Annotated in this window: 25 protein-coding genes; 17 read left to right on the forward strand and 8 right to left on the reverse strand. The window is 73.7% G+C overall.

All coding sequences use genetic code 11. The features are described from left to right. Positions 1 to 118 precede the first annotated feature (118 nt). The 3 genes from ACSHWO_RS19985 (at position 119) to ACSHWO_RS19995 (ending at position 4,008) form a co-directional block, all read left to right on the forward strand. Positions 119 to 1,678, forward strand: coding sequence for an MFS transporter (locus ACSHWO_RS19985; protein WP_438313511.1), 1,560 nt, complete (start codon positions 119 to 121; stop codon positions 1,676 to 1,678). 206 nt (positions 1,679 to 1,884) lie between these two features. Next, positions 1,885 to 2,652 carry a dioxygenase family protein gene (locus ACSHWO_RS19990; RefSeq protein WP_385806236.1) on the forward strand — a complete coding sequence of 256 codons (768 nt, stop codon included), beginning with the start codon at positions 1,885 to 1,887 and terminating at the stop codon, positions 2,650 to 2,652. 378 nt (positions 2,653 to 3,030) lie between these two features. Then, complete coding sequence (locus tag ACSHWO_RS19995; RefSeq protein WP_438313513.1) at positions 3,031 to 4,008, forward strand: sigma-70 family RNA polymerase sigma factor; 978 nt, start codon at positions 3,031 to 3,033, stop codon at positions 4,006 to 4,008. A gap of 96 nt (positions 4,009 to 4,104) precedes the next feature. Here ACSHWO_RS19995 and ACSHWO_RS20000 read toward each other — a convergent pair whose 3' ends face one another. Next, positions 4,105 to 5,127, reverse strand: coding sequence for a helix-turn-helix transcriptional regulator (locus ACSHWO_RS20000; RefSeq protein ID WP_438313515.1), 1,023 nt, complete (start codon positions 5,125 to 5,127; stop codon positions 4,105 to 4,107). 63 nt (positions 5,128 to 5,190) lie between these two features. Between ACSHWO_RS20000 and ACSHWO_RS20005 the strand changes: the two genes are divergently transcribed. Together ACSHWO_RS20005 and pfkB are read left to right on the forward strand one after the other, a co-directional pair. Next, positions 5,191 to 6,774 (forward strand): MFS transporter, encoded by a 1,584-nt coding sequence (locus ACSHWO_RS20005; protein WP_438313517.1) that lies wholly within the window; start codon positions 5,191 to 5,193, stop codon positions 6,772 to 6,774. 120 nt (positions 6,775 to 6,894) lie between these two features. Continuing rightward, positions 6,895 to 7,950 carry a 1-phosphofructokinase gene (gene pfkB, locus ACSHWO_RS20010; protein WP_438313519.1) on the forward strand — a complete coding sequence of 352 codons (1,056 nt, stop codon included), beginning with the start codon at positions 6,895 to 6,897 and terminating at the stop codon, positions 7,948 to 7,950. A gap of 13 nt (positions 7,951 to 7,963) precedes the next feature. Here the strand turns inward: pfkB and ACSHWO_RS20015 are convergent, their stop codons facing one another. Continuing rightward, entirely contained in the window at positions 7,964 to 8,740 is a 777-nt protein-coding gene (locus ACSHWO_RS20015; protein WP_438313521.1) for a DUF6227 family protein, read from the reverse strand. 192 nt (positions 8,741 to 8,932) lie between these two features. Between ACSHWO_RS20015 and ACSHWO_RS20020 the strand changes: the two genes are divergently transcribed. Further along, the gene (locus ACSHWO_RS20020) at positions 8,933 to 9,574 is read left to right on the forward strand and encodes a vitamin K epoxide reductase family protein (RefSeq protein ID WP_361101656.1); all 642 of its coding nucleotides are present in this window, start codon (positions 8,933 to 8,935) and stop codon (positions 9,572 to 9,574) included. Positions 9,575 to 9,687: 113 nt separating this feature from the next. Here ACSHWO_RS20020 and ACSHWO_RS20025 read toward each other — a convergent pair whose 3' ends face one another. Continuing rightward, positions 9,688 to 10,095 carry a rodlin gene (locus ACSHWO_RS20025; RefSeq protein ID WP_385806035.1) on the reverse strand — a complete coding sequence of 136 codons (408 nt, stop codon included), beginning with the start codon at positions 10,093 to 10,095 and terminating at the stop codon, positions 9,688 to 9,690. A 296-nt stretch (positions 10,096 to 10,391) separates the two neighbouring features. Here ACSHWO_RS20025 and ACSHWO_RS20030 point away from each other — a divergent pair, with 296 nt between their 5' ends. Together ACSHWO_RS20030 and ACSHWO_RS20035 are read left to right on the forward strand one after the other, a co-directional pair. Further along, a complete protein-coding gene (locus ACSHWO_RS20030) occupies positions 10,392 to 10,877 on the forward strand; it encodes a hypothetical protein (protein WP_438313524.1) in 486 nt (161 codons plus the stop codon). A 166-nt stretch (positions 10,878 to 11,043) separates the two neighbouring features. Next, positions 11,044 to 11,283 (forward strand): chaplin, encoded by a 240-nt coding sequence (locus ACSHWO_RS20035; protein ID WP_361101665.1) that lies wholly within the window; start codon positions 11,044 to 11,046, stop codon positions 11,281 to 11,283. A gap of 95 nt (positions 11,284 to 11,378) precedes the next feature. Here ACSHWO_RS20035 and ACSHWO_RS20040 read toward each other — a convergent pair whose 3' ends face one another. The 4 genes from ACSHWO_RS20040 to ACSHWO_RS20055 form a co-directional block, all read right to left on the reverse strand. Then, a complete protein-coding gene (locus tag ACSHWO_RS20040) occupies positions 11,379 to 11,732 on the reverse strand; it encodes a hypothetical protein (RefSeq protein WP_438313526.1) in 354 nt (117 codons plus the stop codon). A 154-nt stretch (positions 11,733 to 11,886) separates the two neighbouring features. Continuing rightward, positions 11,887 to 12,822, reverse strand: coding sequence for a chaplin (locus ACSHWO_RS20045; RefSeq protein WP_438313528.1), 936 nt, complete (start codon positions 12,820 to 12,822; stop codon positions 11,887 to 11,889). Between the two features lie 121 nt (positions 12,823 to 12,943). After that, positions 12,944 to 13,177, reverse strand: a complete 234-nt coding sequence (locus ACSHWO_RS20050; protein WP_385806028.1) for a chaplin — start codon at positions 13,175 to 13,177, stop codon at positions 12,944 to 12,946. A 239-nt stretch (positions 13,178 to 13,416) separates the two neighbouring features. After that, positions 13,417 to 13,824 (reverse strand): rodlin, encoded by a 408-nt coding sequence (locus ACSHWO_RS20055; RefSeq protein ID WP_361101674.1) that lies wholly within the window; start codon positions 13,822 to 13,824, stop codon positions 13,417 to 13,419. 347 nt (positions 13,825 to 14,171) lie between these two features. On the opposite strand from ACSHWO_RS20055, the gene ACSHWO_RS20060 reads away from it, so the two are divergent. From ACSHWO_RS20060 to ACSHWO_RS20100, 9 genes are all read left to right on the forward strand, one after another. Beyond that, entirely contained in the window at positions 14,172 to 15,275 is a 1,104-nt protein-coding gene (locus ACSHWO_RS20060) for a DUF3344 domain-containing protein (RefSeq protein ID WP_438313531.1), read from the forward strand. 19 nt (positions 15,276 to 15,294) lie between these two features. Beyond that, entirely contained in the window at positions 15,295 to 16,512 is a 1,218-nt protein-coding gene (locus ACSHWO_RS20065) for a glycosyltransferase (RefSeq protein WP_438313532.1), read from the forward strand. Further along, entirely contained in the window at positions 16,509 to 18,020 is a 1,512-nt protein-coding gene (locus ACSHWO_RS20070; protein ID WP_438313534.1) for an exopolysaccharide biosynthesis polyprenyl glycosylphosphotransferase, read from the forward strand. Before ACSHWO_RS20065 ends, ACSHWO_RS20070 begins: the two co-directional genes overlap by 4 nt. A gap of 2 nt (positions 18,021 to 18,022) precedes the next feature. Beyond that, positions 18,023 to 19,432, forward strand: coding sequence for an O-antigen ligase family protein (locus ACSHWO_RS20075; protein WP_438313536.1), 1,410 nt, complete (start codon positions 18,023 to 18,025; stop codon positions 19,430 to 19,432). Next, complete coding sequence (murJ, locus tag ACSHWO_RS20080; protein ID WP_438313538.1) at positions 19,429 to 21,183, forward strand: murein biosynthesis integral membrane protein MurJ; 1,755 nt, start codon at positions 19,429 to 19,431, stop codon at positions 21,181 to 21,183. Before ACSHWO_RS20075 ends, murJ begins: the two co-directional genes overlap by 4 nt. Then, entirely contained in the window at positions 21,173 to 21,952 is a 780-nt protein-coding gene (locus tag ACSHWO_RS20085; protein WP_385806015.1) for a polysaccharide deacetylase family protein, read from the forward strand. Before murJ ends, ACSHWO_RS20085 begins: the two co-directional genes overlap by 11 nt. 23 nt (positions 21,953 to 21,975) lie before the next feature. Further along, positions 21,976 to 23,322: a glycosyltransferase gene (locus ACSHWO_RS20090; protein ID WP_438319175.1), complete on the forward strand. Its 1,347-nt coding sequence runs from the start codon at positions 21,976 to 21,978 to the stop codon at positions 23,320 to 23,322. A gap of 67 nt (positions 23,323 to 23,389) precedes the next feature. Continuing rightward, positions 23,390 to 24,133, forward strand: a complete 744-nt coding sequence (locus ACSHWO_RS20095) for a lipopolysaccharide biosynthesis protein (RefSeq protein ID WP_438319177.1) — start codon at positions 23,390 to 23,392, stop codon at positions 24,131 to 24,133. Further along, complete coding sequence (locus tag ACSHWO_RS20100) at positions 24,130 to 25,284, forward strand: GNAT family N-acetyltransferase (protein WP_385806013.1); 1,155 nt, start codon at positions 24,130 to 24,132, stop codon at positions 25,282 to 25,284. Before ACSHWO_RS20095 ends, ACSHWO_RS20100 begins: the two co-directional genes overlap by 4 nt. A 5-nt stretch (positions 25,285 to 25,289) precedes the next feature. Here ACSHWO_RS20100 and ACSHWO_RS20105 read toward each other — a convergent pair whose 3' ends face one another. Further along, a complete protein-coding gene (locus tag ACSHWO_RS20105) occupies positions 25,290 to 26,885 on the reverse strand; it encodes a glycoside hydrolase family 26 protein (RefSeq protein WP_438313540.1) in 1,596 nt (531 codons plus the stop codon). Positions 26,886 to 26,911 lie beyond the last annotated feature (26 nt).

Here is a 26,911-nt window from a genome sequence, read left to right on the forward strand (position 1 = left end):
TCCGGGCCGGGCCCGCTAGCGTCGTAAATCGCGGCAAAGCGCCTTGAATCCTTGCTGATTGCGTCAAGCACGCCATATCCGTCATTCCGCACGTTGAACCAGTGAAGTGGGTACCCCCATGCCAAAAACGGCCGCGACGAGCGCGTCGGCCGCGCCCTCCCCGGCGCCGGCTGCCGATTCCAACCGTTGGAAAGCGCTCGTCTTCATAGCCCTGGCGCAGCTGATGGTCGTCCTCGACGTGACGATCGTGAACATCGCGCTGCCGTCCGCCCAGACCGACCTCGGCATCTCCGACGGCAACCGACAGTGGGTCATCACCGCCTACGCGCTCGCGTTCGGCGGCCTGCTCCTGTTCGGCGGCCGCATCGCCGACAAGTGGGGCCGCAAGAACGCGTTCGTGGTCGGACTCGTCGGCTTCGCCCTCGCCTCCGCGCTCGGCGGTGCCGCCACCGGTGAGGCGATGATGCTCGGCGCCCGCGCGCTCCAGGGCGCCTTCGGCGCGCTGCTCGCCCCGGCGGCCCTGTCCCTGCTGGCCGTCATGTTCACCGACGCCACCGAGCGGGCCAAGGCCTTCGGTATCTACGGTGCCATCGCGGGCGGCGGCGGCGCCGTCGGTCTGATCCTCGGCGGCTTCCTCACCGAGTACCTCAACTGGCGCTGGACCTTCTTCGTCAACATCCCGTTCGCCGTCGTCGCGGCCGCGGGTGCCTGGCTGGTCATCCGTGAGCCCGCCGGGAGTCGCAACCGTGCTCCGCTCGACATCCCCGGCGTCGTGCTGTCCACGCTCGGCCTCGTCGCGCTGGTGTACGGGTTCACCCGCGCCGAATCGGCCGGCTGGACGGACGGGGTGACCGCGGCCATGTTCATCGGGTCGGCGGCGCTGCTGGCGGCCTTCGTCTTCACCGAGTCCCGGGTGAAGTCCCCGCTGCTGCCGCTGCGCGTCCTGCTGGAGCGCAACCGCGGCGGTGTCTACCTCTCCCTCGGCCTGGCCGTCATCGCGATGTTCGGCCTGTTCCTCTTCCTCACCTACTACCTCCAGGTCGTGAAGGGCTTCTCGCCGGTCAAGACCGGCTTCGCCTTCCTGCCGATGATCGCGGGCATGATCACGGGTTCCACGCAGATCGGCGCCCGCCTGATGACCCGGGTCCCGCCCCGGCTGCTGATGGGGCCGGGCTTCCTCGTCGCCGCCACCGGCATGCTGATGCTGACCCGGCTGGAGGTCGACTCCTCCTACCCGGCGCTGATCCTGCCGGCGCAGCTGCTGCTGGGCCTCGGCATGGGCACGGCCTTCATGCCGGCGATGTCGCTGGCCACGTACGGGGTGGCCGCGGCCGACGCCGGTGTCGCCTCCGCCATGGTCAACACCTCGCAGCAGGTCGGCGGTGCGATCGGCACCGCCCTGCTGAACACCATCGCCGCCTCGGCGACCACCGCGTACCTGACCGACCACGCGGCCGAGGGCGCGGCGGGCGGCGCCGCGGTGGAGCTGCTCCAGGCCCAGGCGATGGTGGAGGGCTACTCCGCGGCCATCTGGTGGGCCGTCGGCATCCTCCTCGCCAGCGCGGCCGCGGTCGCGGTCCTGGTCAACACGGGCCGTCCCGGCGCCGGCGGCCCGGTCGCCTCCGGCTCCGGTGCCGGTGCCGAGGCCGAGGTGAAGGTCCCGGTGATCGCCCACTGACGGGCCGCGGGGGTCCCCGGGAATGACGATCGACCCCGCATCGTTCAAATTTGAACGACGCGGGGTCAGTCATGTCCAGGGCTCCGCGAGGACGACCGAGGAGCGACACCATGACCCCCACCCCGCCCCCGCACCCGCCCCTGCCCCCGCACCCGGAAGGGGCCGCGGCCGTCGCCGCGGACGCCACGTCCCCCGGCCCGGTCCGCATGCCCGCGCTCTACCTGAGCCACGGCGCGCCCCCGCTCGCCGACGACCCGGTCTGGCCCGGCGAACTCGCCGCCTGGTCCGCCGCCCTGCCCCGACCCCGGGCGGTCCTGATGGTCTCCGCGCACTGGGAGGAGGCCCCGCTCGCCCTCGGCGCCACCGAGCGTGCACCGCTCGTGTACGACTTCTGGGGCTTCCCCGAGCACTACTACCGGGTCCGCTACGACGCCCCCGGCGCCCCCGACGTCGCCGCCTCCGTACGGGCCCTGCTGCGCGCCCCCGGCACCCCCGTCCAGGACGTCCCCGACCGCGGCCTCGACCACGGGGCGTACGTCCCGCTCGTGGAGATGTACCCTGACGCCGATGTCCCGGTCCTCCAGATCTCCCTGCCCACGCTCGACCCGAAGCGCCTGATGGACATCGGCCGCAGGCTGGCGCCCCTGCGCGACGAGGGCGTCCTGATCGTCGGCAGCGGCTTCTTCACCCACAACCTGGCGGCGCTGCGCCACACCGGGCCCGGGGTGCCGGGCTGGTCCGCGGAGTTCGACGCCTGGGGCCGCGAAGCGCTGGAGGCCTCCGACGTCGACGCCCTGCTGGACTTCGAGGCCAAGTCCCCCGCGGGCCGCCTCGCCCACCCGCGGACCGAGCACTTCGCCCCGCTCTTCGTCACCCTCGGCGCGGCCGACGCCGCCGGCGACCTGGGCCGCCGGACGGACGCGGTGGACGGTTTCTGGATGGGGCTGTCGAAGCGTTCCGTCCAGTTCGGCTAGTGCGTTCGCGGCAGTAGCAACCAGGAGCCGTCCGGAGTCGTCTTCTGGGGCAGGAGTGCTTCCGCCGTCCGTGTGACGGTGGTCTCACAGGCGCTGCGCCGGCCCGGTCCGCGTGCGGCCGGCGAGGGCTTTCCGGTCACCCTCGCCCCCCGCCTGACCTGCGACTCCTCGCGTTCCGGCAGGCCCGGCGCCGCGCTCTATCGGGGCGTGGCGGGGCAGGATACTGCAAGATCGCGAAAAAGAGAGACCGGCGTGGGAATTCTGTCCTGATTCCAGCCGTTGTCTCCCTAGGAAGCGGGCACTCGGGAGAGTGTCCAGGGACGCAGAGCCGCGTTCCAGCAGCCGCACCGCGACCTCACACATTGCAAGGGAGCACGCATGGCAACCCGCGCCGTCGCCCGCCACCAGTCCGAGGGCAGCGCCCGCGCTGTGGGCGGGGAGATCGCCGACCGCGACCTGGTCGGCATGTACCTGGACGAGATCGCGCGCACCCCGCTGCTCGACGCGGCCAAGGAAGTGGAACTGTCACAGATCATCGAGGCGGGCGTGTACGCCCGGCAGATCCTCGACGGCGAGGTGGATCGTGACGGGGTGGCCCCCAGCCGCGAGGAGCTGGAGGTGCTGGCCGCCGAGGGGGAGCGGGCCAAGGAGACGTTCATCCGCTCCAACCTGCGCCTCGTGGTGGCCGTCGCCCGCCGCTACCCGCGCAGCGGCCTGCCCCTGCTCGACCTGATCCAGGAGGGCAACGCGGGCCTGGTCCGCGCGGTCGAGAAGTTCGACTACACCAAGGGCTTCAAGTTCTCCACGTACGCGACCTGGTGGATCCGCCAGGCGATCACCCGGTCCATCGCCGACCAGTCCCGCACCATCCGCCTCCCCGTCCACCTCGTCGAGGAGCTCGGTCGGATCCGCCGCGTCCAGCGCGAGTTCAACCGGGAGAACGGCCGTGACCCCGAGCACGCGGAGATAGCCGCCGAGCTGGACTCGACGGAGCAGCGCGTGGGTGACGTACTGGACTGGGCCCGCGACCCGGTCAGCCTGAACATGTCCGTGGACGACGAGGGCGAGACCCAGTTCGGCGACCTCCTGGAGGACACCTCCGCGATCTCCCCGGAGCAGTCCGTCCTCTCCCTGCTGCGCAGTGAGGAGCTGGAGGACCTGCTGGGCAAGCTCGACCAGCGCACGGCGTCGATCATCAAGATGCGGTACGGCATCGACGACGGCCGGGAGCGGACCCTGACCGAGGTCGGCAAGCAGCACGGCCTGACCCGTGAGCGGATCCGCCAGATCGAGAAGCACGCCCTGCTGGAACTGAAGCGCATGGCGCACGACACGGGCTTCGACGCCGTGGCCTGACCGGCCCCGGCCCCGGCGCGGCCCGGGTTGCGGCAGCGGCCCCCGGCACCACCCCCTCAGGTGTCGGGGGCTCCCGCTGCCCGCGTGCGCCCGCCGCTACCCGGCCGCCGCGGTCCCGGCGCCGGTTCCCGCCCCGGTCCCGCCTCCGGCCCCCGCCGCCAGCCGGGCGGCCAGCGACCGGGCCGCCTCGGCCAGCAGTTCCGGCGCGTGCACGGTGAACGGCAACCCCGTCAGCGCCAGCCGGGCCGCGAGCCACTCCGGTGAGTCGCCGGTCTCGAACCGCACGCGGCAGCCCGCGCCCCCAGCCCCGTCCCCGCCCGCAGCCCCGTCCCCGTCCGCGGGTACGGCGTCACCCCGCAGCCAGCCGGGCAGCTCCTGCGCCCCCACCCCGAAGCCGACCTCCACCGCGTACCTCTGTCGCCCGTGCAGCCCGCGGCGGACGAAGTCCACGGCGTCCATCGGCAGCTCGCGCGGGGCGAAGCGGGCGCCCGTCGCGAAGGGCTCCGCCACCCGGTCCACGCGGAAGGTCCGCCAGTCCTCCCGGTCCATGTCGAAGGCCACCAGGTACCACCGGCTGCCCGTGCTCACCAGCCGGTACGGCTCCACCAGCCGCCGCGTACCCGCCCCGTCCCGCGCCCGGTACGCGAACCGCAGGCGCTCCCGCCCGGCCACCGCCGAGGCCATCGTCGTCAGCGCGTGCGGGTCCACCGTGGCCCCGTCGCCCCGGGTCAGCGCGATCGTGGCCGACTGCAGCGCGCCCACCCGGTGCCGCAGCCGCCCCGGCAGCACCTGCTCCAGCTTGGCGAGCGCCCGTACGGAAGCCTCCTCGACGCCCTCCACGGCGTGCCCGGCCCCCGCCCGCAGCCCCACCGCGATCGCGACGGCCTCCTCGTCGTCCAGCAGCAGCGGCGGCATCGCCGCCCCCGCCACCAGCCGGTACCCGCCGTCCGGGCCCAAAGTGGCCTCCACCGGGTACCCGAGTTCCCGCAGCCGGTCGATGTCGCGGCGGATCGTGCGCGTGCTCACCCGCAGTCGCTCCGCCAGTTCGCTGCCGGGCCATTCGCGCGGGGTCTGCAACAGGGAGAGCAGGGTGAGGAGCCGTGCCGGGGTGTCGGTCATGGCATCCAGGCTGCCAGCGGAATAGGACACCATCTGACCTAGACGAGGTCTAGCGTTCTCCCCATGAGCAGCGAGACGACCATGACAGCGCCCGGAGGAAAGACCGGGCCCGCATCCGAAGAGCGGAGCTCCGCCCCCGCCGGGACACCGGCACCCGCACCCGTCTCACCCGATCGGGAGACCTCCGGCGCCGACCGGCGCCGCTGGCTGGCGCTCGCCATCGTGATGACCGCGGCCTTCATGGACCTGGTCGACGTCACGATCGTCAACATCGCGATACCGAGCATGCGCGGCGACTTCGGTGCTTCGACCAGCGCCGTCCAGTGGATCACCGCCGGCTACGCGCTGGCCTTCGCCGCCGGCCTGATCACCGGTGGCCGCCTCGGCGACATCTACGGCCGCAAAAAGGTCTTCCTCATCGGCATCGCGGGCTTCACCGTCGCCTCGCTGCTCTGCGGCATCGCCCCCGACCCAGACGTGCTCGTCGGCGCCCGCATCCTCCAGGGCGGCATGGCGGCCATGATGGTGCCGCAGGTGCTGGCGATCATCCACGTCACCTTCCCGCCCCACGAGCGCGGCAAGGTCTTCGGCATGTTCGGCGCGATCGTCGGCCTCGGCGCCGTCTCCGGCCCGCTGCTGGGCGCCCTGCTGACCCAGTGGAACCTCTTCGGTCTCGAATGGCGCCCGATCTTCCTGATCAACCTGCCCGTCGGCATCGCCGGCGTGCTGCTCGGCCGCGCCTTCATCACCGAGTCCAAGGCCCCCAAGGCGCTCCGCCTCGACCTGGGCGGCGTCGTCCTCGTCACCCTCGGCCTGGTCATGCTGATCTTCCCGCTGACCCACGGCCGGGAGAACGACTGGCCGCTGTGGGGCTTCGTCTCCATGGCCCTGGTGCCCTTCGTCTTCGCCGCCTTCATCGCGTACGAGAAGCACAAGATCCGCAAGGACGGCTCCCCGCTGGTCGAGCTCTCCCTCTTCAAGATCAAGAGCTTTGCGGGCGGCATCGCCGTCCAGCTGACCTTCGGGCTCGTGACCGGCATCTTCTTCCTGGTCTGGACCCTGTACATGCAGGTCGGCCTCGGCTGGAGCGCCCTGCGGGCCGGTCTCACCGGCGTCCCGTTCTCCATCGCCGTCTCGGTCGCCGCCGGCCTGTCGGTGCAGAAGCTCGTCCCCCGCTTCGGCCGCAAGGTGCTCCAGGCGGGCGCGCTGACCATGGCCGCGGGCATCCTGCTCTACATCTGGGAGGCGCGGCACTTCGGCATGGAGATCGCCTCCTGGCAGATGGCCGCCCCCCTGGTCGTCATGGGTCTCGGCATGGGCCTGATCGTCGCCCCGCTCACCGACACCGTGCTGTCCCAGGTGCCGCGCGAGCACGCCGGCTCGGCCTCCGGACTGATCAACACCACGGGCCAGATGGGCAACGCCCTGGGCCTCGCCCTGACCTCGGTGGTCTTCTTCGGGCAGCTGGAGGACGACTCCGTCTTCGGTCCGCCGTACGTGGAGGCCTTCCACGGGGCGCTGTGGTGGATCGCGGCCGTCCTGGTCCTGATCTTCGCGGTGATGTTCATGCTGCCGCCCAAGTCGGTGCCGGCGGAGCAGCGCGAGGGCGCCGTCGAGCAGGCCGCGGAGAAGGTTCCGGCCGGCTAGTCGGACCGTGGTCGCCTCGCACCCGGGCACGTCCGCTCCTCCGAGCAGGCGTGCCCGCCGCTTTTTATTCCGGGCATATCGGGCGTACGGTGAGGAAGAATCCAAGGAAGACGTGCTCGTATGATCCTCACCGTCACCCCGAACCCCTCCCTCGACCGCACGTACGAGGTCCCCGTGCTGGAGCGGGGCGCCGTGCTGCGCGCAGCCGCCGACCGGCTCGACCCCGGCGGCAAGGGGGTCAACGTCTCGCGCGCCGTAGCCGCGGCCGGCGTACGGACGACGGCGGTCCTCCCGCTCGGCGGCCCCGACGGCACCCTGCTCGCCGAACTCCTGGCCGCGCAGGGCGTGGACGTCACCGCCGTCTCGATCTCAGGACACACCCGCTCGAACGTCTCGATCGTCGAACCGGACGCCACCCTCACCAAGGTCAACACCCCCGGCCCGGCCCTCACCGCGGCCGAATCCGCGCTCCTGCTCGCCACCGTCCCCACCGACGCGGAGCGCCCCGCCTGGATCGCGGGCTGCGGCAGCCTCCCGCCCGGCCTGCCGCCCCACTGGTACGCCGATCTGGTCGCCCGGGCCCGCACGGCGGGCGCCCGGATCGCCCTGGACATCTCCGGTCCGGCCCTCGCGCAGGCACTCCCGGCCCGCCCGGACCTGGTCGCGCCGAACGCGGCCGAGCTCGCGGAAGCGGCAGGCCGCCCGCTGTACACCCTCGGCGACGTCGCCGCCGCCGCGCAGCAGCTGCGCTCCCGGGGAGCGGGCGCCGTCCTGGCCTCGCTCGGCGCGGACGGGCAGCTGCTGGTCTCGGCCGAGGGGATCCTCCACGGCACCGCACCCGTGGCGGCGGTCCGCAGCACCGCCGGCGCCGGAGACGCCGCACTGGCCGGCTTCCTCGTCGCGGGCGGCTGCGGCCCACAGGCCCTCGCTTCCGCCCTGGCCCACGGCGCGGCAGCGGTCCGCCTCCCGGGCAGCGCCATGCCGGCCCCGGCGGACCTGCGCCCCGAGGCCGTCCGCATCACGCTGCGGCCGCCGCTGGACCGGTACCTGAGCGAGCCGGCCGTCCCAGGAGTGCCGGGCAGCCGGTCCGCGGTGCAGGTGGAGTCGGCGGGCCCGCCCGCGGACCCGACAGAGCCGACGGACCCGACGGGGCAGGTCGAGCCGACCGCCGTCTGACGCGGCGGACGGCTCAGCCGTGCGCCCGGACCTCCATCGCCCCGCGGGCCGCGGCCTCCGTCTCGTACACCTCGCACATGTGGCGCCCGTCCGGCGTCGCCGTGTGCTCGACCTCCCACAGGCTGATCTCGCCCCCGTCCAGCAGGACGAACGCGTGCTCGTACAGCCGGAACCCGGCGTCCCGTCCGCCTGCCAGGACCTGCAGGGTGCCGAACGCCTGCGTGATCCGGTGCGCGTACGCCGACTTCAGCAGCAGCGCCGTCCGCTCCCCGGGCCGGTCGGGGTTCTCCGCTCGCCGCAGCACCCGCCGGGCGTGGTCGGCCGACTGCTCCACCGCGTACTCCCGGTACCGCTGCGCCGCGGTCGGGGTGGTGAGCAGGGCGCTCAGCGCGACCGCGTCCCGCTCGGCCAGCTCCGTCTCCTCCTCCGGCTCGAAGGCCGCCGGGTCGAAGAGGTCCTCCTCCGGGGTCTCGCCGAACAGCCGCGCCACGGCCAGGCGGGCCTCCGGCCGGCTCGCGAAGACCTCGTGCCGTATGGCCCGGTCGCCCTCGTGCCGGTACACGAGCTCCCACAGGGACGCCGATCCGCCGTCCGCGAGCAGGTAGGTGTGCCGATGGGTCTCCCGCCACCGCCCCGCCGCCGGGCTGTGGCTCGTGGTGTACAGCGAAGAACTGTGGGCGAGCGCCGTCCCGAGGCGCTCGACCAACCGGTCGGGCAGGTCGTAGGAGTTGAGGGCGCGGCCCAGGAGTCGCTCGAGGTGCGCCTCGGTTGTCTCGTACGGATCGCTCAAGGTGGGTCTCCAGGCCGTCGCAGCTAGTGACTTCGCGGAAGCTCAACGTAGCCCCTGGCTCTGACATCACGTCCGGGGTTCGGTAAAACGTCCGGGAAGCAACAGGGGTTCCCGCCACCCCTTCAGGTCAACTTGCGGCGGAATACTCATGGTTCGCCCGGGTCTGTCCCGGAGCGCGGGACGATGGGCGCTATGGCTACGAACACAGTGGGCGTCCCCCGCCAGCAGGGGCGGCCCAGCACTCGACACGAGGGCGAACCGGCCGCCGCACCAAGGGCGTTGGCGAGGCTGCTGATCCTCACCGGGGCCGCCGGGGTGCTGGCCTCGTGGGTGATCACCCTCGACAAGTTCCTGCTGCTGGAGGACCCGGACTTCAAGCCGGCCTGCAGCCTCAACCCGGTGGTCTCCTGCGGCAGCGTCATGCAGAGCGAGCAGGCGGCGGCCTTCGGCTTCCCCAACCCCATGCTCGGGCTGGTCGCGTTCGGCGCCGTGGTGTGCGCCGGCGCGGGCCTGCTGGCGGGGGCCCGGTACCGCGGCTGGTTCTGGCTGGGACTGAACGCGGGCACGGCCTTCGGCGTCGGCTTCTGCACCTGGCTGATGGTCCAGTCCCTGTACGAGATCAACGCACTGTGCCTGTGGTGCTGCCTGACGTGGGTGGCGACGCTCGTGATGTTCTGGGCGGTCACCGCGCACAGCGTCCGCAGCGGGTACCTGCCCGCTCCCGGGCCGGTGCGGGGTTTCCTCGCCGAGTTCGGCTGGGTGCCGCCCGTCCTGCACACCGGGGTGATCGGGATGCTGGTACTGACGCGGTGGTGGGAGTTCTGGACGAGCTGACGGCGGACGGACGCGCGTGCGAGGGCCCCGGCAGCCGGAGGCTGTCGGGGCCCTCGTCGCATCGCTCCACGGGCGCAGGCCCGAACCGTGGGGGTTGGGAAGGGAGCGGGGAATCAGCTGCCGACGGCGGCGTTGCCGGAGAGGATCGGGATGTTGTCCAGGATGTGCGAGAGAGCCTCGTCGCCCTTGGCCTGGGTGGAGTTCTCGGTGCACTGCTGGTTCATCGGGTTGGACAGGATCGGGACGTCCTGGACGCCGACCAGCGAGCTGGCGAGGGTCTGGGTGTTGATCTTCGCCGGCAGGCCGATGCAGGGCTTGTTGAGGGAGCCCTGGACCAGGCCGAGCTGCGGGCTCATGTCGCCGGCGGTCTTCTGGTTGCCGTAGATCTGCTGGGAGCCGTTGCCGTTGAGGGTGTTGACCCCGTTGTCGTCGCCGATGGCCATGGCCGGGGCGGCAAGGGCGGCGCCCGCACCGAGGGCGGCGGCGGTGACCGCGGCAGCAGTCATGATCTTCTTGAGCATGATTGGTCCTTTTTTCGCATGAGTGCCCGCTAGTGGAGCGCCCTGGTCAACTGCCCCTCCACCGGGTTGGTTCCGGGGCTTCACTCGAACGGCCCGCGCCCGGAGGCCTTTTCCCCGGCTCGGGTGAGTCCGGCCCGGACGCGTGCGCGAAGCCCGTACGCAGCCGGGGGCAAGGTCCTGCGCGGCGGTTCCTGCGTTCGGCCCGGCTCCGGTTGCAGTCCGTGCACACCGTCACCACGGTGGGCAATGAAGCGGATCGCTCGGGTCCGTTTTTCTGTGACCAGCGAAGGAACCCCATGCACTGCTCCGTGTCGTTCCGCTTCCGCGCCCGCGTCCTCGCCCCGTCGGCCCTCGTCGCCGTCATACTCACCGGCGCGGCCGCCCCCGCGGGCGCCGCGGACCGTGAGACCGCCGTGTCCCTGCGCAAACGAGTGGCGGCGGTCCGGCAGGAAGTGGACGAGCGCCAGGCCGCGGCCCCGGCAGGCCCTCTCGGCGACCTGCTCACGGGCATTTCCACCACCTTGGACGGGCTGCTCAAGAGCCTCGCGGGACTGCTGCCCGGGGTGACGCTGCCGCCCCTCCCCGATCTGCCGCCTGTGCCGGAGTTGCCGATCACGATCCCCGGTCTGCCCGTCACTCCGCCGCCGACGGGCGGCCTGCCGACGGTCCCCGGGATCCCCGGGATCCCCGAGATCCCGGAGATCCCGGAGATCCCGGAGATCCCGGAGATCCCGGAGATCCCGGAGATCCCGGAGATCCCGGACGCTCCCCCACTCCCGTAGGGGAGCGTGCGGGCACGGGTGAGCGGTCGAAACCCGCCTGTGGCGCGAGGGATTGGGCTGAACAGGTCTGATCCTGCCCGAGGCCGTATCCGTTGGGGAGCCCGGGCCGTTTCTCTCCGTGTGAGCCCCGGTCGGGGCGTAACGTCGAACAGAAGGTGCAGCTTCCATGAACTCTGCCAAGAAGGCCGCCCTGGTCCTTGCCTCCGCCGGTTTCATCGCAGCCGGCGTCGCGGGCACCGCCCTCGCCGACTCCACGGCCGAGGCCGCGGCCGTGGGTTCCCCCGGCGTCGCCTCCGGCAACGTCGTGCAGATCCCGCTCCACTTCCCGATCAACGTCTGCGGCAACGCCTTCGGCGGCGCCGGCCTGCTGAACCCGGTGTTCGGGAACACCTGCGTCAACGCCTGAGCCTGGCGCCGCGTTCGTGGCGACGGCATCGGACCTTGGGCGCCACCGGCCTCGCCGGTGGCGCCCAAGGTTTTTTCGCGGCGGGAGCAGGGGGGTCAGGAGTGCTTGCCGTCGCCGTTGAGTTGCACCCCGCCCAGGAGCGGGGAGGTCTTCGTGGCCCCGTTCGCCAGGCCCAGCACCTCACCCGGGGCGTCGTTGCGCATCTCGTTGACCCGCTGGGCGGTGCCCACGACCTTGTCGACGGTCTGGCCCTGCTCGGCCAGGCCGTTGCCGAGCGTCTGGGGCAGGTTCTCGGTGACCGGGCCGAGCGAGTCGACGGCCTGTGTCGCCCCGCTCGTCAGGCTCATGGGGGGCATTGCGGCCGAGCCCCCGGCGGCGAACGCCGGAGCGGAGGCCCCGAGGGCGGCAACGGAACCGGCTACGACAGCGGCGACCTTCGTGAGCTTCATTGACGAATTCCTTTTCCAGCGGTGACCGTCGCACCACTTTTGCCCTGCCTAACGATTCCGTGCCACGGCGGAAACGCGTGCGAGGGCACGTGAACGGCCGGAGAATCCGTCAGGAGATTCTCCGGCCGGTTTTTCTTCCGATTGCCTCCGGCGCTCAGGCGGTACGGGACCTGCGGTACAGGACCGCGCCGCCCAGGACGAGGGCGGAGGCCAGGAGCGCCGCGGTGCCGGCCTGGCCCGCGCCGGTCTCGGCGAGAACGGGTACGGGGGACGCCGCCCGCGCGGGCGGCGGTACGGGGAGGGGCGCCGGGGCCGGCAGGGGGACCGCGTGGACCGGGGTGTCACCGGCGGGGACGGCCGGCGGCTGGTCGGCGGGAGGTGCCGACTCCGGGGCGGGGGCCGGAGCCGGGAGCGTGACGGGCATGCCGCCCTGCGGCGGCGCGGGGGTGGGGCCCTCCACGACCGGGGCGGGAGCCGGAAGCGGCCGCGGCGCCTCCTCCGCGGGGGTGGGCTGCGGTGCCGAGGGTGCGGGATGCTCGACCGGGGCGGGTTCCGGAACCGGCCGGCCCTGGGGGTGGTCGTCGCATTCCTCCTCCACCGGCTTGCCGTGGCGGGGCTCCTCGTGGCGCGGGGCCGCGTGGCGCGGCGCGGCGGGGCGGGACTCCTCCGCGCGGGGGCCGCCGTGCCTGGCCTCCTCGCCGCGCTGCCCCGGAAGGTCGTGCCGTCCCTCGCGCTCCTGGAGGTAGCGCTCGAAGGCCTCGGCGTGTTCGGGGCTCAGGTGGCGGTCGTAGGCGTGTCCGCCGCGGTCGCCGTGGTGGTGCCCGTCCGAACCGCTCGTGGTGGCGCAGGTGTTGCCGAACGAGGGGTTGAGCGCCGCGCCGCCGCCCACACTGTTGCCGCACACGTTCGGCGAGAGGGTGAGCGGTACCGAGATGCTGTTGCCGGACAGCACGCCCGGCGAGTGCGAGGCCTCGGCCACCGCCCCGGGGTGCGCGACGGCCGCGCCGGTGGCGATCGACAGCAGGCTTGAGGCGGCCGCGGCCGTGAGCGCCCCCTTGCTCAGTACCTGTCGGCTCAGTACCTGTCGCATGGGTCCTTCCCTGTCTACCGGCGCGGGGGCCGGTGCTGAATCGAAGGTGACCTCGGAGTGCACCGCCGTGCACTCCGAGGCCACCCCGAGGAGGTTCGCCCCTGCGGGCGGAGATGCTTCGTCAGGCGTTGACGCAGGTGTTGCCGAACGAGGGGCTCAGCAGGCCGCCGGCGTTGAAGGTGTTGCCGCAGACGTTGATCGGGATGTGGACCGGAACCTGGAACAGGTTGCCGGAGGCGACGCCGGGGGAACCCACGGCCGCGGCCTCGGCCGTGGAGTCGGCCATGGCGGGGGAGGCGGCACCGGCGGCCATCAGAACGCCGGCGGCCAGCACCACTGCCTTCTTGTGCATCATGAGATTTCGATCCTTTCCCGCAGCGGCTCGTCCACTGCAGAAACAACAACGAGTGGGTGGGGGAAAGGAAACCCCCGGTTTTCCGGGTGCCTCCTGATTTTCCCCGGATGTCGGGGCCGCGGGTGGAAATGTGGCGCGATTTCTGCGGCTATTTCCGAACGGGGAGGGCGGGGCGGTTCCGTACGCGGCGAGGCCGCCGCGACCCGGGGGTGCGACGGCCTCGACGGTGCGGGGGCGGGTCAGCTGCCGACGGCGGCGTTCCCGGAGAGGATCGGGATGTTGTCCAGGATGTGCGAGAGAGCCTCGTCGCCCTTGGCCTGGGTGGAGTTCTCGGTGCACTGCTGGTTCATCGGGTTGGACAGGATCGGGACGTCCTGGAGGCCGAGGCCCCCGGCGAGGAGCGACTGGGCGTTGACCTTGGCGGGCAGGGCAATGCAGGGCTTGTTGAAGGAGCCCTGGATCAGCGCCATCTGCGGGCTCATGTTCCCGTAGGTGGCCTGGTTGCCGTAGATCTGCGACGCGCCGTTGCCGTTGACGGTGTTGATGCCGTTGTCGTTCCCGATGGCCATCGCCTGCGGCGCCATGGCGGCACCGATGCCCACGACCGAGGCCGCAGCCGCCGCCGTGGCCATCATCTTCTTGATCATTATGGTCCCTTTTTTGCAGGATTGCCCGGTACTTGAGCACCCGGGTCAACGCGGTGCCGTCGGTCCGGGTTGCGTGGCTTCACCCGGATGTCGCCGTTTCGGTGGGCGCGGTTGACGGTCGGTGTGCGCCCGGGGCGGGGTGGGAGTGGTGCAGGTGTCGTCGAGCACTGTGTCCGGTTTCCGTTTCGGTTCGAACAGCGGCGCATCTGCATAACGACTCGCCCCCTGTAAGGGTGCGTGCTATCGCCCAAAAGGCCGTACGTGCGAGTCCAGCGTGATTCCGGGTCGGGTTTCTGACAAAGTTCATTCCTGTTTTGTCCCCCTTGATCGAAAATGGAGACAGGATCATGGGTTCCTCCCGCAGAATCCTCGGCACGCTCGGCCTCCTGTCCTGCCTCGCACTTTCGGCCACCGTCCCCGCCGCGGGCGCCGAGGCCCCGCCGGGTCCCAGGGAGGCACCCCAGGTCCCGTTCACCCAGCGTTATCAGGCCGTGCAGCACGGCGGGCTGGTCCGGGCCTCCAACTCCTCGATCAGCTGCCGCAAGGAGGCGGCCCCCGACGCCGCGCCGTGCGCCGAGGTCAAGAAGGGCGCGACCGCGGTCAACAGCGACTTCGAGATGTTCTACAGCGAGGTCGACAAGGACCCCGACACCTACAACTCCACCCGGGCCGAACTGAAGGTCCCGCAGGGCGCGAAGGTCTCGTACGCCCGCCTGTACTGGGGCGGGAACCTGCGCGTCGGTGAGCAGAAGCCGCCGGAGGACAACGGGCGGGTGCTGGTCGCCGAGCCGGGCGGCGCGTACAAGGAAGTGCTGGCCGACACCGTGATCGGGCACCGCACGGACGAGGGGAGCGACGCGTACCAGGCCTCGGCCGACGTCACCCCGCTGGTCCGCAAGGGCGGTGCCGGGATGTGGACGGTGGCCCAGCTCAACATCGCGATGGGCCACTCCGAGGTGGGTGCCTGGGGCGGCTGGACGTTGGTCGTCGCCTACGAGCACCCGCAGGAGCCGCTGCGCCGGATCTCGCTGTGGGACGGCTTCAAGGGCCTCGGCGCCGGAGCCGGGGAGGCGGCGGGCGAGGCCATCGAGGTCGCCGGGGTGGACGCGCCGGCGGGGGCCTCGGGCAAGGCCGGCGTCGTGGCGTACGACGGCGACCGGGGCACCCTCGGGGACTCACTCACCGTGACCGCCGACTCCGGGCGCCGGACCGATGTCAGTGACGAAGAAAACCCCTTCAACGACGTCATGAATTCCACGATCACTGAATTCGGACGCCCCTCGTCCGTGCGACAGCCCGAACACCTGAACAACCTCGGATATGACGCGGACGTGTTCGACCTGAGTCCCGCCCTCTCCGGTGGCGCCCACAGCCTGAACTTCAGGTTCACGGGCGAAAGCCAGGGCCAATTCCTCGGCGTGCTCTTCGTTCAGACCGACGCGCGCCGCTGAACGTAGGAGACCGCTCCGCGTGCCGACACAGCCTGCCCCCGAACAACCCTGCCCCGCGCAGCCCCCGACCGCACCCGCCCTGACCGTCCTGCACCTCGTCCAGCCCGTCGACGGCGGGGTCGCCCGCGTCGTCGTCGACCTCGTACGCGCCCAGACGGCCGCCGGCCTGCGCGCCGTCGTCGGCTGCCCGCGCGAGGGCCGGCTCGCCGAGGAAGCCCGCGCCGCCGGCGCCGAGGTACTCGCCTGGCGGGCCGGCCGCGCCCCCGGACCCGACCTGGCCGCCGAGGTCGTCGGCGCCCGCCGGGTCATCCGCCGTGCCCGCCCCGACGTCCTGCACGCGCACAGCGCCAAGGCCGGGCTGGCCGGCCGGCTCGCCGCCCGCGGGCGCGTCCCCACCGTGTTCCAGCCGCACGCCTGGTCGTTCGACGCGGTCGGCGGCGCCACCGGCGCCCTCGCCCGGCGCTGGGAGCGCTACGGCGTCCGCTGGGCCGACCGGGTGCTCTGCGTCAGCGAGGCCGAGCGCCGGGTCGGCGAGGCCGAGGGGATCGCCGCCCGCTGGTCGGTGATCCGCAACGGAGTGGACCTGGACCACTACCGACCGGGGGCCCCGGACCGGGCGGAGGACCGCTGCGCGGCCCGCGCCGAGCTCCCGCTGCCCGCCGCGTTCCTGGGTGACGGGCCGCTCGTCGTCTGCGTGGGCCGGCTCTGCCGGCAGAAGGGCCAGGACGTGCTGCTGCGCGCCTGGCGGGAGGTGCGCGGCAACCTTCCCGAGGCCCGACTCGCCCTCGTGGGGGACGGGCCCGACACCGAGAGACTGCGCCGTACGGCCCCGCCCGGAGTGCTCTTCGCCGGCGGGGCCGCCGACATCCGACCGTGGCTTCGGGCCGCCGATCTCGTTGTACTGCCGTCGCGGTGGGAAGGCATGGCGCTCGCCCCGCTGGAAGCCATGGCCTGCGGCCGCCCGGTCCTGGTCTCCGACGTCAGCGGTGCCCGGGAGAGCCTGCCGCCCGGCCAGGGACGGCTCTGCCTGGTGCCGCCGGAGGACCCGACGGCCCTGGCCAAGGCCCTGGGACGGCTGCTCGCCGAACCGCGGCTGCTCGCCGAACTCGGCGAGCAGGCCCAGCAGCACGCCCGGACCGAATTCGACGTGCGGCGGACCACGGACGCGGTCACCGGTCTGTACCACGAACTGCTGGGCAGGCCCCGGCTCTCGAACCAGGAGCGCATCAGCCGATGACGATGGACAGCGCACCCCCCCGGCACACCGGACAGGGCGGCACGGGGCACGCGGCCGGTGCCGCCGGCACGGCCGCCGTCCGACGGACCGTCACCGCAATCCACCCCCCGCGCCGCCCCCGGGCCGACCAGGCCGGGCCGCTCGTGCGGCAGCGGCGGGACCGGTGCCGCCACGGGGCGATCCCGCTGCTGGCCGCCGACGCGCTGGCCGCCGCACTGACCACGGCCGCCTCGCCCGGGCTGGAACTCCCGGGCGAGGCGGCCGGACCGCTCGCCGTCCTGGTCGCCCTGCTGCACGCGCAGGCCGGGCTGTACCGGCCGCGCCTGGCGCCGTCCGCCCTGCTCGAACTGCCCGCGCTGGCAGCGCGGGCGGCCGCCCTGTGGTGCGTGGCCGCCGCCGCGGTCGCCGCCGCCGACCCCCGACAGGCGCTGGGCTGGTGGGCGCTCCTGGCCGCCGTCTGCCTGCAGACCGCCCTGGCGTGCGCGGGCCGCGGGCTCGTCAACCAGCTCCGGCGCCGCTCCGGCCGCCGCCGGCCCGCCTCGACCCTCGTCGTCGGCCCGGGTGCAGGGGCGGCCGCGGTCGCCGCCGCCCTGCACGGGCACCCCGAGTACGGGCTGCGGCCCGTCGGGCTCGCCGCCACCGGTGCCGGTGCCGACGGCGACGGAGCGATGCCCGTCCTCGCCACCCACGAGGACGTCCGGCGCGCGGTCATCCAGAACTCGGTCCGGGACGCGGTCTTCACCCGGCCGCCGGAGGCGGACGAGCACACCGCCTCCCTCGTCCGCCTCTTCCACGACCACGGCTGCCGGCTCTGGCTCGCCGACCCCGCCGGAACCGCCAAGGTCACCGGGATGCGGGTCGCCGAGCCCGCCGACCAGCTGTGGGGGTACGCCGTCCAGCCGCTGCTGCCGCGCCCCGCCCGGCAGCTGGAGCGCTGGGCGAAGCGGGGCCTCGACAGCGCCCTCGCCCTGTGCGCGCTGATCGCCGTCGCACCGCTGATGGGGGTGTGCGCGCTGGCCGTACGGATCGCCGACGGGCCCGGGGTGCTCTTCCGTCAGGAGCGGGTCGGCCTGTACGGGCGCCCCTTCACCCTGCTGAAGTTCCGCACCCTGCGCGCCGACGAGCACGAGTCCGCCACCCGGTGGACCGTCGCCGGCGACAACCGCATGAGCCCGGTCGGGTCCTTCCTGCGCAAGTCCTCGCTGGACGAGCTGCCGCAGCTGTGGAACGTGGTGCGCGGCGACATGAGCCTGGTCGGCCCCCGGCCGGAGCGGCCCTTCTTCGTCGCGAAGTTCAGCAGCGTCCACCCCGGTTACGAGGCGCGGCACCGGATGCCCGTCGGGATCACCGGGCTCGCGCAGATCAACGGGCTGCGCGGGGACACCTCCATCGAGGACCGGGCCCGCTTCGACAACCACTACATCGACACCTGGTCGCTGTGGCAGGACCTGTGGATCCTCGCCCGCACCGCGGCCTCCTTCTTCCGCTTCCGGTTGGGGGGCAGCTGACCATGAGCCTCGCCGTGACGACGATCGGCGGCGCCGGAGCCCGGCCGGACCTGCCGCGGCTGGTGCGCCGGCACTGGCCGCTGCTGCCGCTCGCCGCGACCGTCCTGATGCTGCTGGTCCCGGTCCCCGCCGGCGATGCGAGCGCCTCCGGCAAGGTCGGCCCGGCCGACGCGGCCTCGCTGGTGCTGGTGCTGGTGTGCGCGCTGCAGGCGCTGCGCGGCCGGGTGCGGGTGCTGAGCCCGCTCGCGGTGGCGGTGCTGGGGGTGCCCGCCGTGGGGCTGGCCGTGGCGACCGCGACCGCGGGGGACCCGTACGCGGCCCTGCCGGGGTTCGTGCGCTACCTCCAGGTGTTCGTGCTGGTGCCGGTGGCGGTCGTGCTGCTGGTGCGCGACGCCGGGGAGTTCCGGGTCGCCGCCGGGTGCTTCACGGTGCTGGCCCTGGTGCAGGGCGCGGTCGGTGTCGTGCAGTACCTGACCCACACCGGCGCCTCCTACCAGGGCGCGGACGTCCGGGCCGTCGGCACCTTCGGCCCCGGCGACGTGATGGGCATGGCCACCGTGGTGGCGTACGGGCTGGTCGTGGCGACGGCCGCGGCGCTGGCCCCGGGCCTGCCGGGACCGGTGCGCCGGGTGGCGGGGGGCACGGCGCTGCTGCTGGTGGTGCCGCTGGTGCTGTCGTTCAGCCGGGGTTCGTGGATCGCCACGGCCGGAACCGCGGTGCTGGTGATGCTGCTGGCCGGGATCCGGCGGGCGGTGCGGGTGCTGCTGGCGCTCACCGCGCTCGGCGTGGTGCTGGTGGGCGGGCTCGGGGTCGGGTCCGCCATGGTGGCGGAGCGGCTGACCTCGATCACGCAGGTCTCCAGCGCCCCCGACCAGTCGGTGACCGACCGCTACACGATGTGGGCCGCCGCCGAGGCGATGTGGCAGGAGCGGCCCGCGGCGGGCGTGGGCCTCAAGGGGTTCCCGGCGCACCGGGACGGACACGCCTCGCTGGGGCTGTCCTCCGGAAGTGACACCGCCGGCGCGGGGCAGGGGTACGTGCGCCAGCCGCTGCTCTCCCCGCACAACATGTACCTGCTCGTCCTCGGCGAGCAGGGGCTGATCGGGCTGCTCGCGCTGGCGGGCGGCTGGGCGGCGCTGCTGGTCGCCGGGCTCCGCCGGTACGCCGCGGTGCGCGCACCCGGCACGGGCGACACGGGCGGTACGGGTGCCTCGGACCGCTCGGGCCGCGCGATGCGCGACTGCGGGCTGATCGCGATCGGGCTCCTTGTGTGGCAGCTCACCGACTTCCTCTACGCGGACATCGGCGGGCCGTCCACCGTCCTCACCGGAGTGATCATCGGGCTGGCGGCCTGGTGGGCCCTGCCGTCCCCGGCGGGCCCGCGCGCCGCTTCCGGTGCGGCCGGCCGGTGACCGATACGACGCCCTGGAGGCGGCCCGCAGCCGCGGCGACCGACGTTGCCGCGGCTGCGGGCCGTCCGCCGTGCCCGCCCGGGGGCCCGCAGCCCGCCCAGGCGCCCCCCGGCCCGGGCTGCGGCTCCGGGCCCGACCGCGGCGCGTCCGCTCCGCTCGGCCGGTTCCTGGCGAAGGCCGCCGCCGTCACCGCCGGGCTGACCGCCGCGGGCTCGGTGCTCGGGTTGGTCCGGGACCAGACCATCGCCCACCTCTTCGGTGCCGGACACGACAGCGACGCCTTCCTCGTCTCCTGGACCGTCCCGGAGATGGCCTCGACCCTGCTGATCGAGGACGCCATGGCGCTGCTGATGGTGCCCGCGTTCAGTCATGCCCTGGCCCGGCGGGCGGCCGGTCGGGCCGGGCTCAGCCGGGCGGAGGCCCGGGCCCAGGACCCGGTCCGGCTGCTGGTGCGGGCCACCCTGCCGCGGCTGGCGGTGCTCCTGGCCGTCGTCGCGTCCGTCCTGGTCGTCGCCGCCCCGCTGGTCGTCTCCGTCATCGCGCCCGGGCTGCCGGACCCGGGCCTCGCCGTCGAATGCACCCGGTTCTCCGCGCTGACCGTGCTGTCCTTCGGGCTGGCCGGCTACTTCAGCGCCGCCCTGCGGGCCCACCGCTCCTTCGTGCCACCGGCCGCGATCTACCTCTCGTACAACGTCGGGATCATCGGGACGATGATCGCCCTGCACGCCGCGTGGGGCGTGCGGGCCGCGGCCGCCGGGGTCGCCGTCGGCGGGCTGCTGATGGTCTCCGTCCAACTGCCCTCCTTCGTCCGGAACGTGGGCTTCGGTGCGCCGCGGGCCAAGGCCGCCGCTCCGCGCAGCCAGCGCGACCGGGACCGGCCCACCCTGATCGCCCTCGGCGTGATCGCCCCCGTCATCTGCTTCGCCGTGTTCCGGCAGTCGCAGGTGCTCGTCGAGCGGTTCCTCGCCGCGTCCCTGCCGCCCGGCGCCATCTCGCACCTGAACTACGCGCAGAAGGTCGCGCAGATGCCGATGGTGCTGTCCCTGATGATCTGCACCGTCACCTTCCCCGTCGTCGCGCAGGCCATGGCCGGCGGCGAACGCGAGAAGGCCCGCCGGCGCGTCGAACAGGACCTGGCGTTGGCCTGCCTCGCCGTCCTCATGGGCACCGCCCTGGTCATCGGCTACGCCCCGCAGATCATCGAGGTCCTCTTCCAACGGGGCGCCTTCACCCCCGAGGACACCCGGGCCACCGCCGCCGTCATGCGGGTCTACGGCCTCGGGCTGCTCGGCCACTGCCTCGTCGGCGCGCTCAGCCGGCCCTTCTTCGCGACCGCCCGGCCCACCTGGTTCCCGGCGCTCGCGATGGGCGCCGGACTCCTCGTCAACATCGCGGGCGGGGCCGCCGCGGTCCGCTGGTGGGGCGTCTACGGCCTCGCCGGCGCCAACGCGGCCGGGATCTCCACCACCGCCGTGCTGCTGCTCCTCGGCATCGGCCGGCGGATCATCGCGATCCAGGTCCGCAGGGTCGCCCTCAGCATCGTCCGGCTCACCGTCGCCTCCCTCGCCGCCGGCGGCACCGGCTGGATCGCCGGCCCGATGATCCCCGACCCGCTGCTCAGCGCCGCGCTCGGCTGCCTGCTGGTCCCCGCCATGTTCGCGGCCGCAGCCACGGCCATACGGGCGCTCGAAATCACCACCTTGTCCGCCCAGATCGCCTACACGACCCAGAGGTTCCGCAATGTCCGCTGACACCGACACGGCACCGGCCGCCGCGATGGCTCCCGGCCGCCGGACCGCCGCCTCGCCGTGGGTCCTGATGTACCACTCGGTCACCGAGTTCACCGATCCCGCCGAGGACCCGTACGGCATCACCGTCACCCCCCGCACCCTGGAGGCCCAGCTGCAGTGGCTGCGCTCGCGCGGCCTGCGCGGGGTCTCCGTCGGCGAACTGCTGCGGGCCCGCGCCGCCGGCCGCGGCACCGGGCTGGTGGGGCTGACCTTCGACGACGGCTACACCGACTACCTGACCGGGGCACTGCCGCTGCTGCGCGACCACGAGTGCACCTCCACCCTGTTCGTGCTGCCCGGGCGGCTCGGCGTGGACAACGTGTGGGATCCGCTGGGGCCGCGCAAATCACTGCTCACCGCGGAGGGCATCCGGGAGGTCGCCGCCTCCGGTCAGGAGATCGGCTCCCACGGGCTGCTCCACCAGGACCTCACCACCGTCTCCGACGACGTGCTCCAGCAGGAGCTGCGGGGCAGCCGGGAGCTGCTGCGGGAGCTGACCGGGACGCTGCCCGAGGGCTTCTGCTACCCGTACGGCCACCTCGACGCGCGGGTCGTCGACGCGACGCGGGCCGCCGGGTACGCGTACGCCTGCGCCATCGACCCCGGCCGGCTGGCCGGCCCGCACGCCCTGCCGCGCACGCACGTCAGCCAGGCCGACGGCGGCGGGCGGCTGCGGATCAAGCAGCTGCGGCACCGGGTGCGGGAGCTGGGCCGGGCGGTGCACCGGTGAAGCCGCTGCCGCCGATCGAGGACCTGCGGGTGCTGCACGTCATCACCGGGCTCGGCGTCGGCGGGGCCGAGCAGCAGCTCCGGCTGCTGCTGCGGCACCTGCCGATGCGCTGCGACGTGCTGACCCTGACCAACCCGGGGCCGGTGGCCGACGGGCTGCGGGCCGACGGGGTGCGCGTGGTGCACCTCGGCATGCAGGGCAACCGGGACCTGGGGGCGCTGCCCCGGCTGGCCCGGTTCATCCGGCGGGGCGGCTACGACCTCGTCCACACGCACCTGTACCGGGCCTGCGTGTACGGGCGGCTCGCGGCCCGGCTCGCGGGCGCCGGGGCGATCGTCGCCACCGAGCACTCCCTCGGCGACGCCGAGATCGAGGGCCGGCCGCTCACGGGCGGGGTCCGGGCCCTGTACCTGGCGAGCGAGCGGCTGGGCGCCGCGACGGTGGCCGTGTCCGACACGGTCGCGGCCCGGCTGGCCGGCTGGGGCGTGCCCGAGGCCCGGGTGCGCGTCGTGCCGAACGGGATCGAGGCCGCCCGGTTCCGCTTCGACGCGGGCGCGCGCCGGGCCGCGCGGGCCCGGACCGGGCTGCCGGAGCGGGCGTTCGTCGTCGGCGGCGTCGGCCGGCTGGTGCCCGGCAAGCGGTTCGACGCGCTGGTCCGGGCGGTGGCGGCGCTGCCGGGCGCGCACCTGCTGCTGGCCGGGGAGGGGCCCGAGCGGGCCGCGCTGCGCCGGCTGGCCGCCGAGCTCGGCGCGCAGAACCGGATCCACCTGTTGGGGGAGCGGGACCCGCTGGGCGAGTGCCCGGACGGGCGCACGCCCGGGATCCCGGCGCTGCTGTCCGCGATGGACGTGTTCGTGTCCCCCTCGCGGGAGGAGGCGTTCGGGCTGGCTGTGGTGGAGGCGCTGGCGGCCGGGCTGCCGGTGCTGCACGTCACCTGCCCGGCGATCGACGACCTGCCGGCGGCGCAGGCGCCGGGCGCGCGGCGGATCGGCACCGGGGCGGAGGAACTGGTCGCCGCCCTGCGCGGGCACATGGAGGCGGGGGCCACGCGGCTGCCGCCGCCGCCCGTGGTCCGGCGCTACGACATCGCGCGCAGCGCGGAGCAGTTGCTCGACGTCTACCGGCTGGCCCTCGCGGACCGGGTGCCGGCCCCCCGCGTCCCCCGCCCCGCGGCGGTGGCGTCGGCGGCGCCGGACCCGGACCCGGACCCGGCGTCCGGTGCGGAGGCCACGGTCGCCGCCTCCACTGCATCTGCCGCTGCCGCCTCTGCCGCGGCGGCCACCGACCGGGCCGCCGACCGGGCGTCCGCGTCGGCGGGGACGCCGGGCCCCGCGCACGAGCCGCGGCCGGCACCCGGCGACCGGGACTGAACCGCATGCCCCGGGTCCCGAACGGGCCCGGGCGGAACACCTCTTCACCCAGGAAGTGAGCACGCACATGGCCGACACCGCCGAGCAGAAGAAGTCCGACCACCGACGTCGCCGGGTACGGCTGCTGCCGTTGCCCTCCTGGTGGCCGCTGCCCGCCGCCGCCTTGCTGGGGCTGGCCGCGGGCGGCGCGTACGGGGTCCTCAAGGCGCCCGAGTACGCCGCCACGAGCTATGTCGTCGCCGTGCCGGACGACACCACCGAGCCGGCCACCGCCCTCGGCTTCGCCCAGGCCTACGGCCGCATCGCCACCAGCAGCTCCACCCTCGCGTACGCCCAGCCCCGCGCGGGCCTGGACGCCCGCCGGCTGCGCACCCAGGTCCGCGCCGAAACCTCCCCCGAGTCCCCGATGATCGCCATCACCGGCACCTCCACGAGCGCCGCCGAGGCCGCCGACATCGCCAACTCGGTGGCCGACGCGCTGTCGCTGAGCAGCAACCAGGCCGCCAAGAACACCGGTGTGCAGCTGCTGCTGTTCAGCCAGGCCGTCGCCCCGGCCGACCCGGCCTCGCCGTCGGCCCCGGTCGCCGGTGCCGTCGGACTGTGCGCGGGCGGCCTGCTCGGCGGGCTGTGGCTGCTCGCCCGACCCGGCCGCGGGCGCAGGCAGGAGGACGAGGAGCAGCCGCGGCAGGAGGAGCGGCGGCAGGAGGAGCCGCTGCGGCAGGAGGAGGCCGCCGTCGAGGTCACCGCCACGCCCACCCTGCCGGCCCAGGGCGAGCACACGGAAGCCAAGGAGAAGGAGTCCGTGCGATGACGCAGGGCTCGGGGCCGTGCCGCGGCGGGGTCCTGTCGGTGACGCTGTGCCGTGACCCCCGGCAGTTCGCCGCACTGGCCGAGCCCTGGAACCGACTGTTCCGCTCCTGTCGTACCGCCACCCCCTTCCAGAGCCACGCCTGGCTGCATTCGTGGTGGCTGTCGTACGGCCGGGACGGGCGGCTGCGGATCGTGCTCGTGCGGCGCGACGGGGAACTGGTCGGCGCCGCCCCGCTGATGCTCGTCCACCGGCCGCTGCCGCTGCTGGTGCCGCTCGGCGGCGGCATCACCGACCACTCCGACGTGCTCGTGGCCGACGAGCACGCCGACCAGGTCGTGCCCGCGCTGGCCCGGGGGCTGCACCGGGCGGCCCGCGGCGCCGTCGTCGACCTGCGCGAGGTGCGGCCCGGGGCGTCCGCGGAGGCGGTGTACGAGCAGTGGCCGGGCGCGCGCAGCAAGCTCGCCGACTCCACCTGCATGGAGCTGCCCGCTCTGCCCTTCGACGAGTTGGTCAGGCGGATGCCGGCCTCCGGGGCCCAGCGGGTGCGGGCCAAGCTCCGCAAGACGGATGCGGCCGGTATCGAGGAGCACGAGGTCAGCGAGCACGAGGTGCCCGGGGCCGTGCGGACCCTGCTGCGGCTCCACGAGAAGCAGTGGCGCGGCCGCGGGGTGACGCCCGAGCACCTCAAGCCCCGCTTCGCCGAGCACCTGACCCGGGCCACCCGGCGGATGGTGCGCGCGGGGGAGGGCCGGCTGACCGAGTTCCGGCTCGAAGGGAAGGTGGTGGCGGCCAACGTCACGCTGCTGTCGGGGACGCTCAGCGGCGGGTACCTGTACGGGGCCGACCCGGACCTGCGGGCGCGGAAGGTGGACGTGGCGACGCTGCTGCTGCGCTACGAGGCCCGCCGGGCCCTGGCGGAGGGCCGCCCGGTGGTGAGCTTCCTGCGCGGCAGCGAACCGTACAAGAACCACTGGCGGCCCGACACCGTCGTCAACCAGCGGTTCCTGATGGCCCGGACGGCGCTCGCGCCCCTGCTGCGACTGCACGAGTCGCAGGTGACGGGGCGCGAGCGGGCGGTGGATGCCTTGCGCGAGGCGCTGCCGGCCGCCCGGGACTGGCGGGCACGGCTCAACGAACTGCGGGTGCGATGACGGGTCTACCAGGGCCAGAAACCGGAGTCCCGGTCCCAGTCGAGGGTGATGCAGACCGACTGCTTGCCGACCAGCTTCGAGAGCCAGTCGCCGAAGGTGAGCGGCACGCACCACTGCGTGCTGTTCACGGGCGTCGGCCGGGGCGGCACCGGGCCGACCGGGTCGGGCACGGCCGGGCTCGGTGCCGCGGGGCTCGGCGTGGCGGGGCTCGGCGCGACGGGCGACGCCGCCGGGCTCTCGGGTGCCGGGCTCTCGGGTTCCTCGGACGAGGGCTCCGGCTCGGGCTCGGGCTTCGGCTCGGGGGACCCGGGGGTGGTCTCGACCGGGGCCGGGGTCACGGCGGGTGCCTCGGGCGAGGGCACCAGCGGCGTGGGCTTCGGCACCGGCAGGACGGGTGTCGGGAGCGGGACCGGGACCTGGGGTGTGGGCACGACCGGTGTGGGCACGGCCGGGGTCGGTACGTGCGGTGTGGGCACGGCGGGCGTCGGGACGAGCGGCGTCGGGACGAGCGGCGTCGGGACCACCGGCGTCGGGACCACGGGGGTCGGCACGACCGGCGTGGGGATGACCGGCGTCGGGACCACGGGCGTCGGGACCACGGGCGTCGGGACCACCGGGTCCGGGACCTCGGGCGTGAGCGCCTTGCGGAACGCCTTCGCCGACAGCGGGTTCTGCTTGCACTGCCACACGCCGTGCGGGCAGTAGTCCGTGATGGTGTGGTAGAGCGGCTTCTGCTGCTCGACCCACCGGAGCATGCGCCGCACGTACTCCGGGTTGTCCCCGCGGCGGAACAGCCCCCACTCCGGGTACGAGATCCGCTTGCCGTGTGCCTTCGCGAAGTCGACCTGGTGCTGGAGCCCGTACGGCTGGGTGACGTACTCGTCGAAGGTGCGGCCCGGACCCTGGTCGTAGGAGTCCATGCCGATGACGTCGACGACGTCGTCACCCGGGTAGCAGAGGGTCCAGCCGATCGCGTCCGACCCGCGGTTGGGGGCGAAGTCGAAGGTGAACTCCTGACCGGGGACGGAGCGCATCGTGGTGACGATGCGCCGCCAGTACGCCTTCCAGTTGTCCGGGTCCGGCGCGCACCGGTGGGTGTAGGTGACGCCGTTCATCTCCCAGCCGAGCACGATCACCGTGTCCTGCACGCCCAGGTCCACCAGTCGTTCGGCGAGCTTCCTGAAGTGCCCGTCGAACCGGCCCGCGGCGCCCTCCCGGATCAGCCGGGCCACCTGCTGGTCCGGCACCCGGCCCTCGTTGCGTTCCTGCATGGGCACGTTGAGCACGAAGAGCCGGTCCGACTTGGCCCGGCGCCAGTCGGCCCAGTCGTCCAGGAAGGCGACGTTCCCCTCGATGCCGGCCCAGCGGTCGCCCGGCAGATAGGTGTGGCCGACGCGGATCTCCTTGCCGCCGAGCCAGTTCGACAGCAACGGGATCCGCGCGACCCCGTTCGGGCCGAAGTCCAGGTAGGCCCCCATCGCGGTGTCCGGGACCTTCGGCTGCTCGTCGTCGGGGGCCGCGAGCGCGGCCCCGGTGGCGAGCAGCCCGGCCGTGACCGTACCGATGCAGGTGCTCGCCAGGCGGCGATGTGTTCTGGGCATGGCATCTCCAGGGCTTTCCTGAATCG

This window comes from Streptomyces pallidus (ex Mingjun et al. 2026) (assembly GCF_051550185.1).
GTDB lineage: Bacteria > Actinomycetota > Actinomycetes > Streptomycetales > Streptomycetaceae > Streptomyces.

What these genes read in the sequence shown, in the direction of transcription:
- ACSHWO_RS19985 (WP_438313511.1), top strand. Translation starts at nt 119, where the DNA reads ATGCCAAAAACGGCCGCGACGAGCGCGTCGGCCGCGCCCTCCCCGGCG.
- ACSHWO_RS19990 (WP_385806236.1), top strand. Translation starts at nt 1,885, where the DNA reads ATGCCCGCGCTCTACCTGAGCCACGGCGCGCCCCCGCTCGCCGACGAC.
- ACSHWO_RS19995 (WP_438313513.1), top strand. Translation starts at nt 3,031, where the DNA reads ATGGCAACCCGCGCCGTCGCCCGCCACCAGTCCGAGGGCAGCGCCCGC.
- ACSHWO_RS20000 (WP_438313515.1), bottom strand. Translation starts at nt 5,127, where the DNA reads ATGACCGACACCCCGGCACGGCTCCTCACCCTGCTCTCCCTGTTGCAG.
- ACSHWO_RS20005 (WP_438313517.1), top strand. Translation starts at nt 5,191, where the DNA reads ATGAGCAGCGAGACGACCATGACAGCGCCCGGAGGAAAGACCGGGCCC.
- pfkB (WP_438313519.1), top strand. Translation starts at nt 6,895, where the DNA reads ATGATCCTCACCGTCACCCCGAACCCCTCCCTCGACCGCACGTACGAG.
- ACSHWO_RS20020 (WP_361101656.1), top strand. Translation starts at nt 8,933, where the DNA reads ATGGCTACGAACACAGTGGGCGTCCCCCGCCAGCAGGGGCGGCCCAGC.
- ACSHWO_RS20025 (WP_385806035.1), bottom strand. Translation starts at nt 10,095, where the DNA reads ATGCTCAAGAAGATCATGACTGCTGCCGCGGTCACCGCCGCCGCCCTC.
- ACSHWO_RS20030 (WP_438313524.1), top strand. Translation starts at nt 10,392, where the DNA reads ATGCACTGCTCCGTGTCGTTCCGCTTCCGCGCCCGCGTCCTCGCCCCG.
- ACSHWO_RS20035 (WP_361101665.1), top strand. Translation starts at nt 11,044, where the DNA reads ATGAACTCTGCCAAGAAGGCCGCCCTGGTCCTTGCCTCCGCCGGTTTC.
- ACSHWO_RS20040 (WP_438313526.1), bottom strand. Translation starts at nt 11,732, where the DNA reads ATGAAGCTCACGAAGGTCGCCGCTGTCGTAGCCGGTTCCGTTGCCGCC.
- ACSHWO_RS20045 (WP_438313528.1), bottom strand. Translation starts at nt 12,822, where the DNA reads ATGCGACAGGTACTGAGCCGACAGGTACTGAGCAAGGGGGCGCTCACG.
- ACSHWO_RS20050 (WP_385806028.1), bottom strand. Translation starts at nt 13,177, where the DNA reads ATGATGCACAAGAAGGCAGTGGTGCTGGCCGCCGGCGTTCTGATGGCC.
- ACSHWO_RS20055 (WP_361101674.1), bottom strand. Translation starts at nt 13,824, where the DNA reads ATGATCAAGAAGATGATGGCCACGGCGGCGGCTGCGGCCTCGGTCGTG.
- ACSHWO_RS20060 (WP_438313531.1), top strand. Translation starts at nt 14,172, where the DNA reads ATGGGTTCCTCCCGCAGAATCCTCGGCACGCTCGGCCTCCTGTCCTGC.
- ACSHWO_RS20070 (WP_438313534.1), top strand. Translation starts at nt 16,509, where the DNA reads ATGACGATGGACAGCGCACCCCCCCGGCACACCGGACAGGGCGGCACG.
- ACSHWO_RS20075 (WP_438313536.1), top strand. Translation starts at nt 18,023, where the DNA reads ATGAGCCTCGCCGTGACGACGATCGGCGGCGCCGGAGCCCGGCCGGAC.
- ACSHWO_RS20085 (WP_385806015.1), top strand. Translation starts at nt 21,173, where the DNA reads ATGTCCGCTGACACCGACACGGCACCGGCCGCCGCGATGGCTCCCGGC.
- ACSHWO_RS20095 (WP_438319177.1), top strand. Translation starts at nt 23,390, where the DNA reads ATGGCCGACACCGCCGAGCAGAAGAAGTCCGACCACCGACGTCGCCGG.
- ACSHWO_RS20100 (WP_385806013.1), top strand. Translation starts at nt 24,130, where the DNA reads ATGACGCAGGGCTCGGGGCCGTGCCGCGGCGGGGTCCTGTCGGTGACG.
- ACSHWO_RS20105 (WP_438313540.1), bottom strand. Translation starts at nt 26,885, where the DNA reads ATGCCCAGAACACATCGCCGCCTGGCGAGCACCTGCATCGGTACGGTC.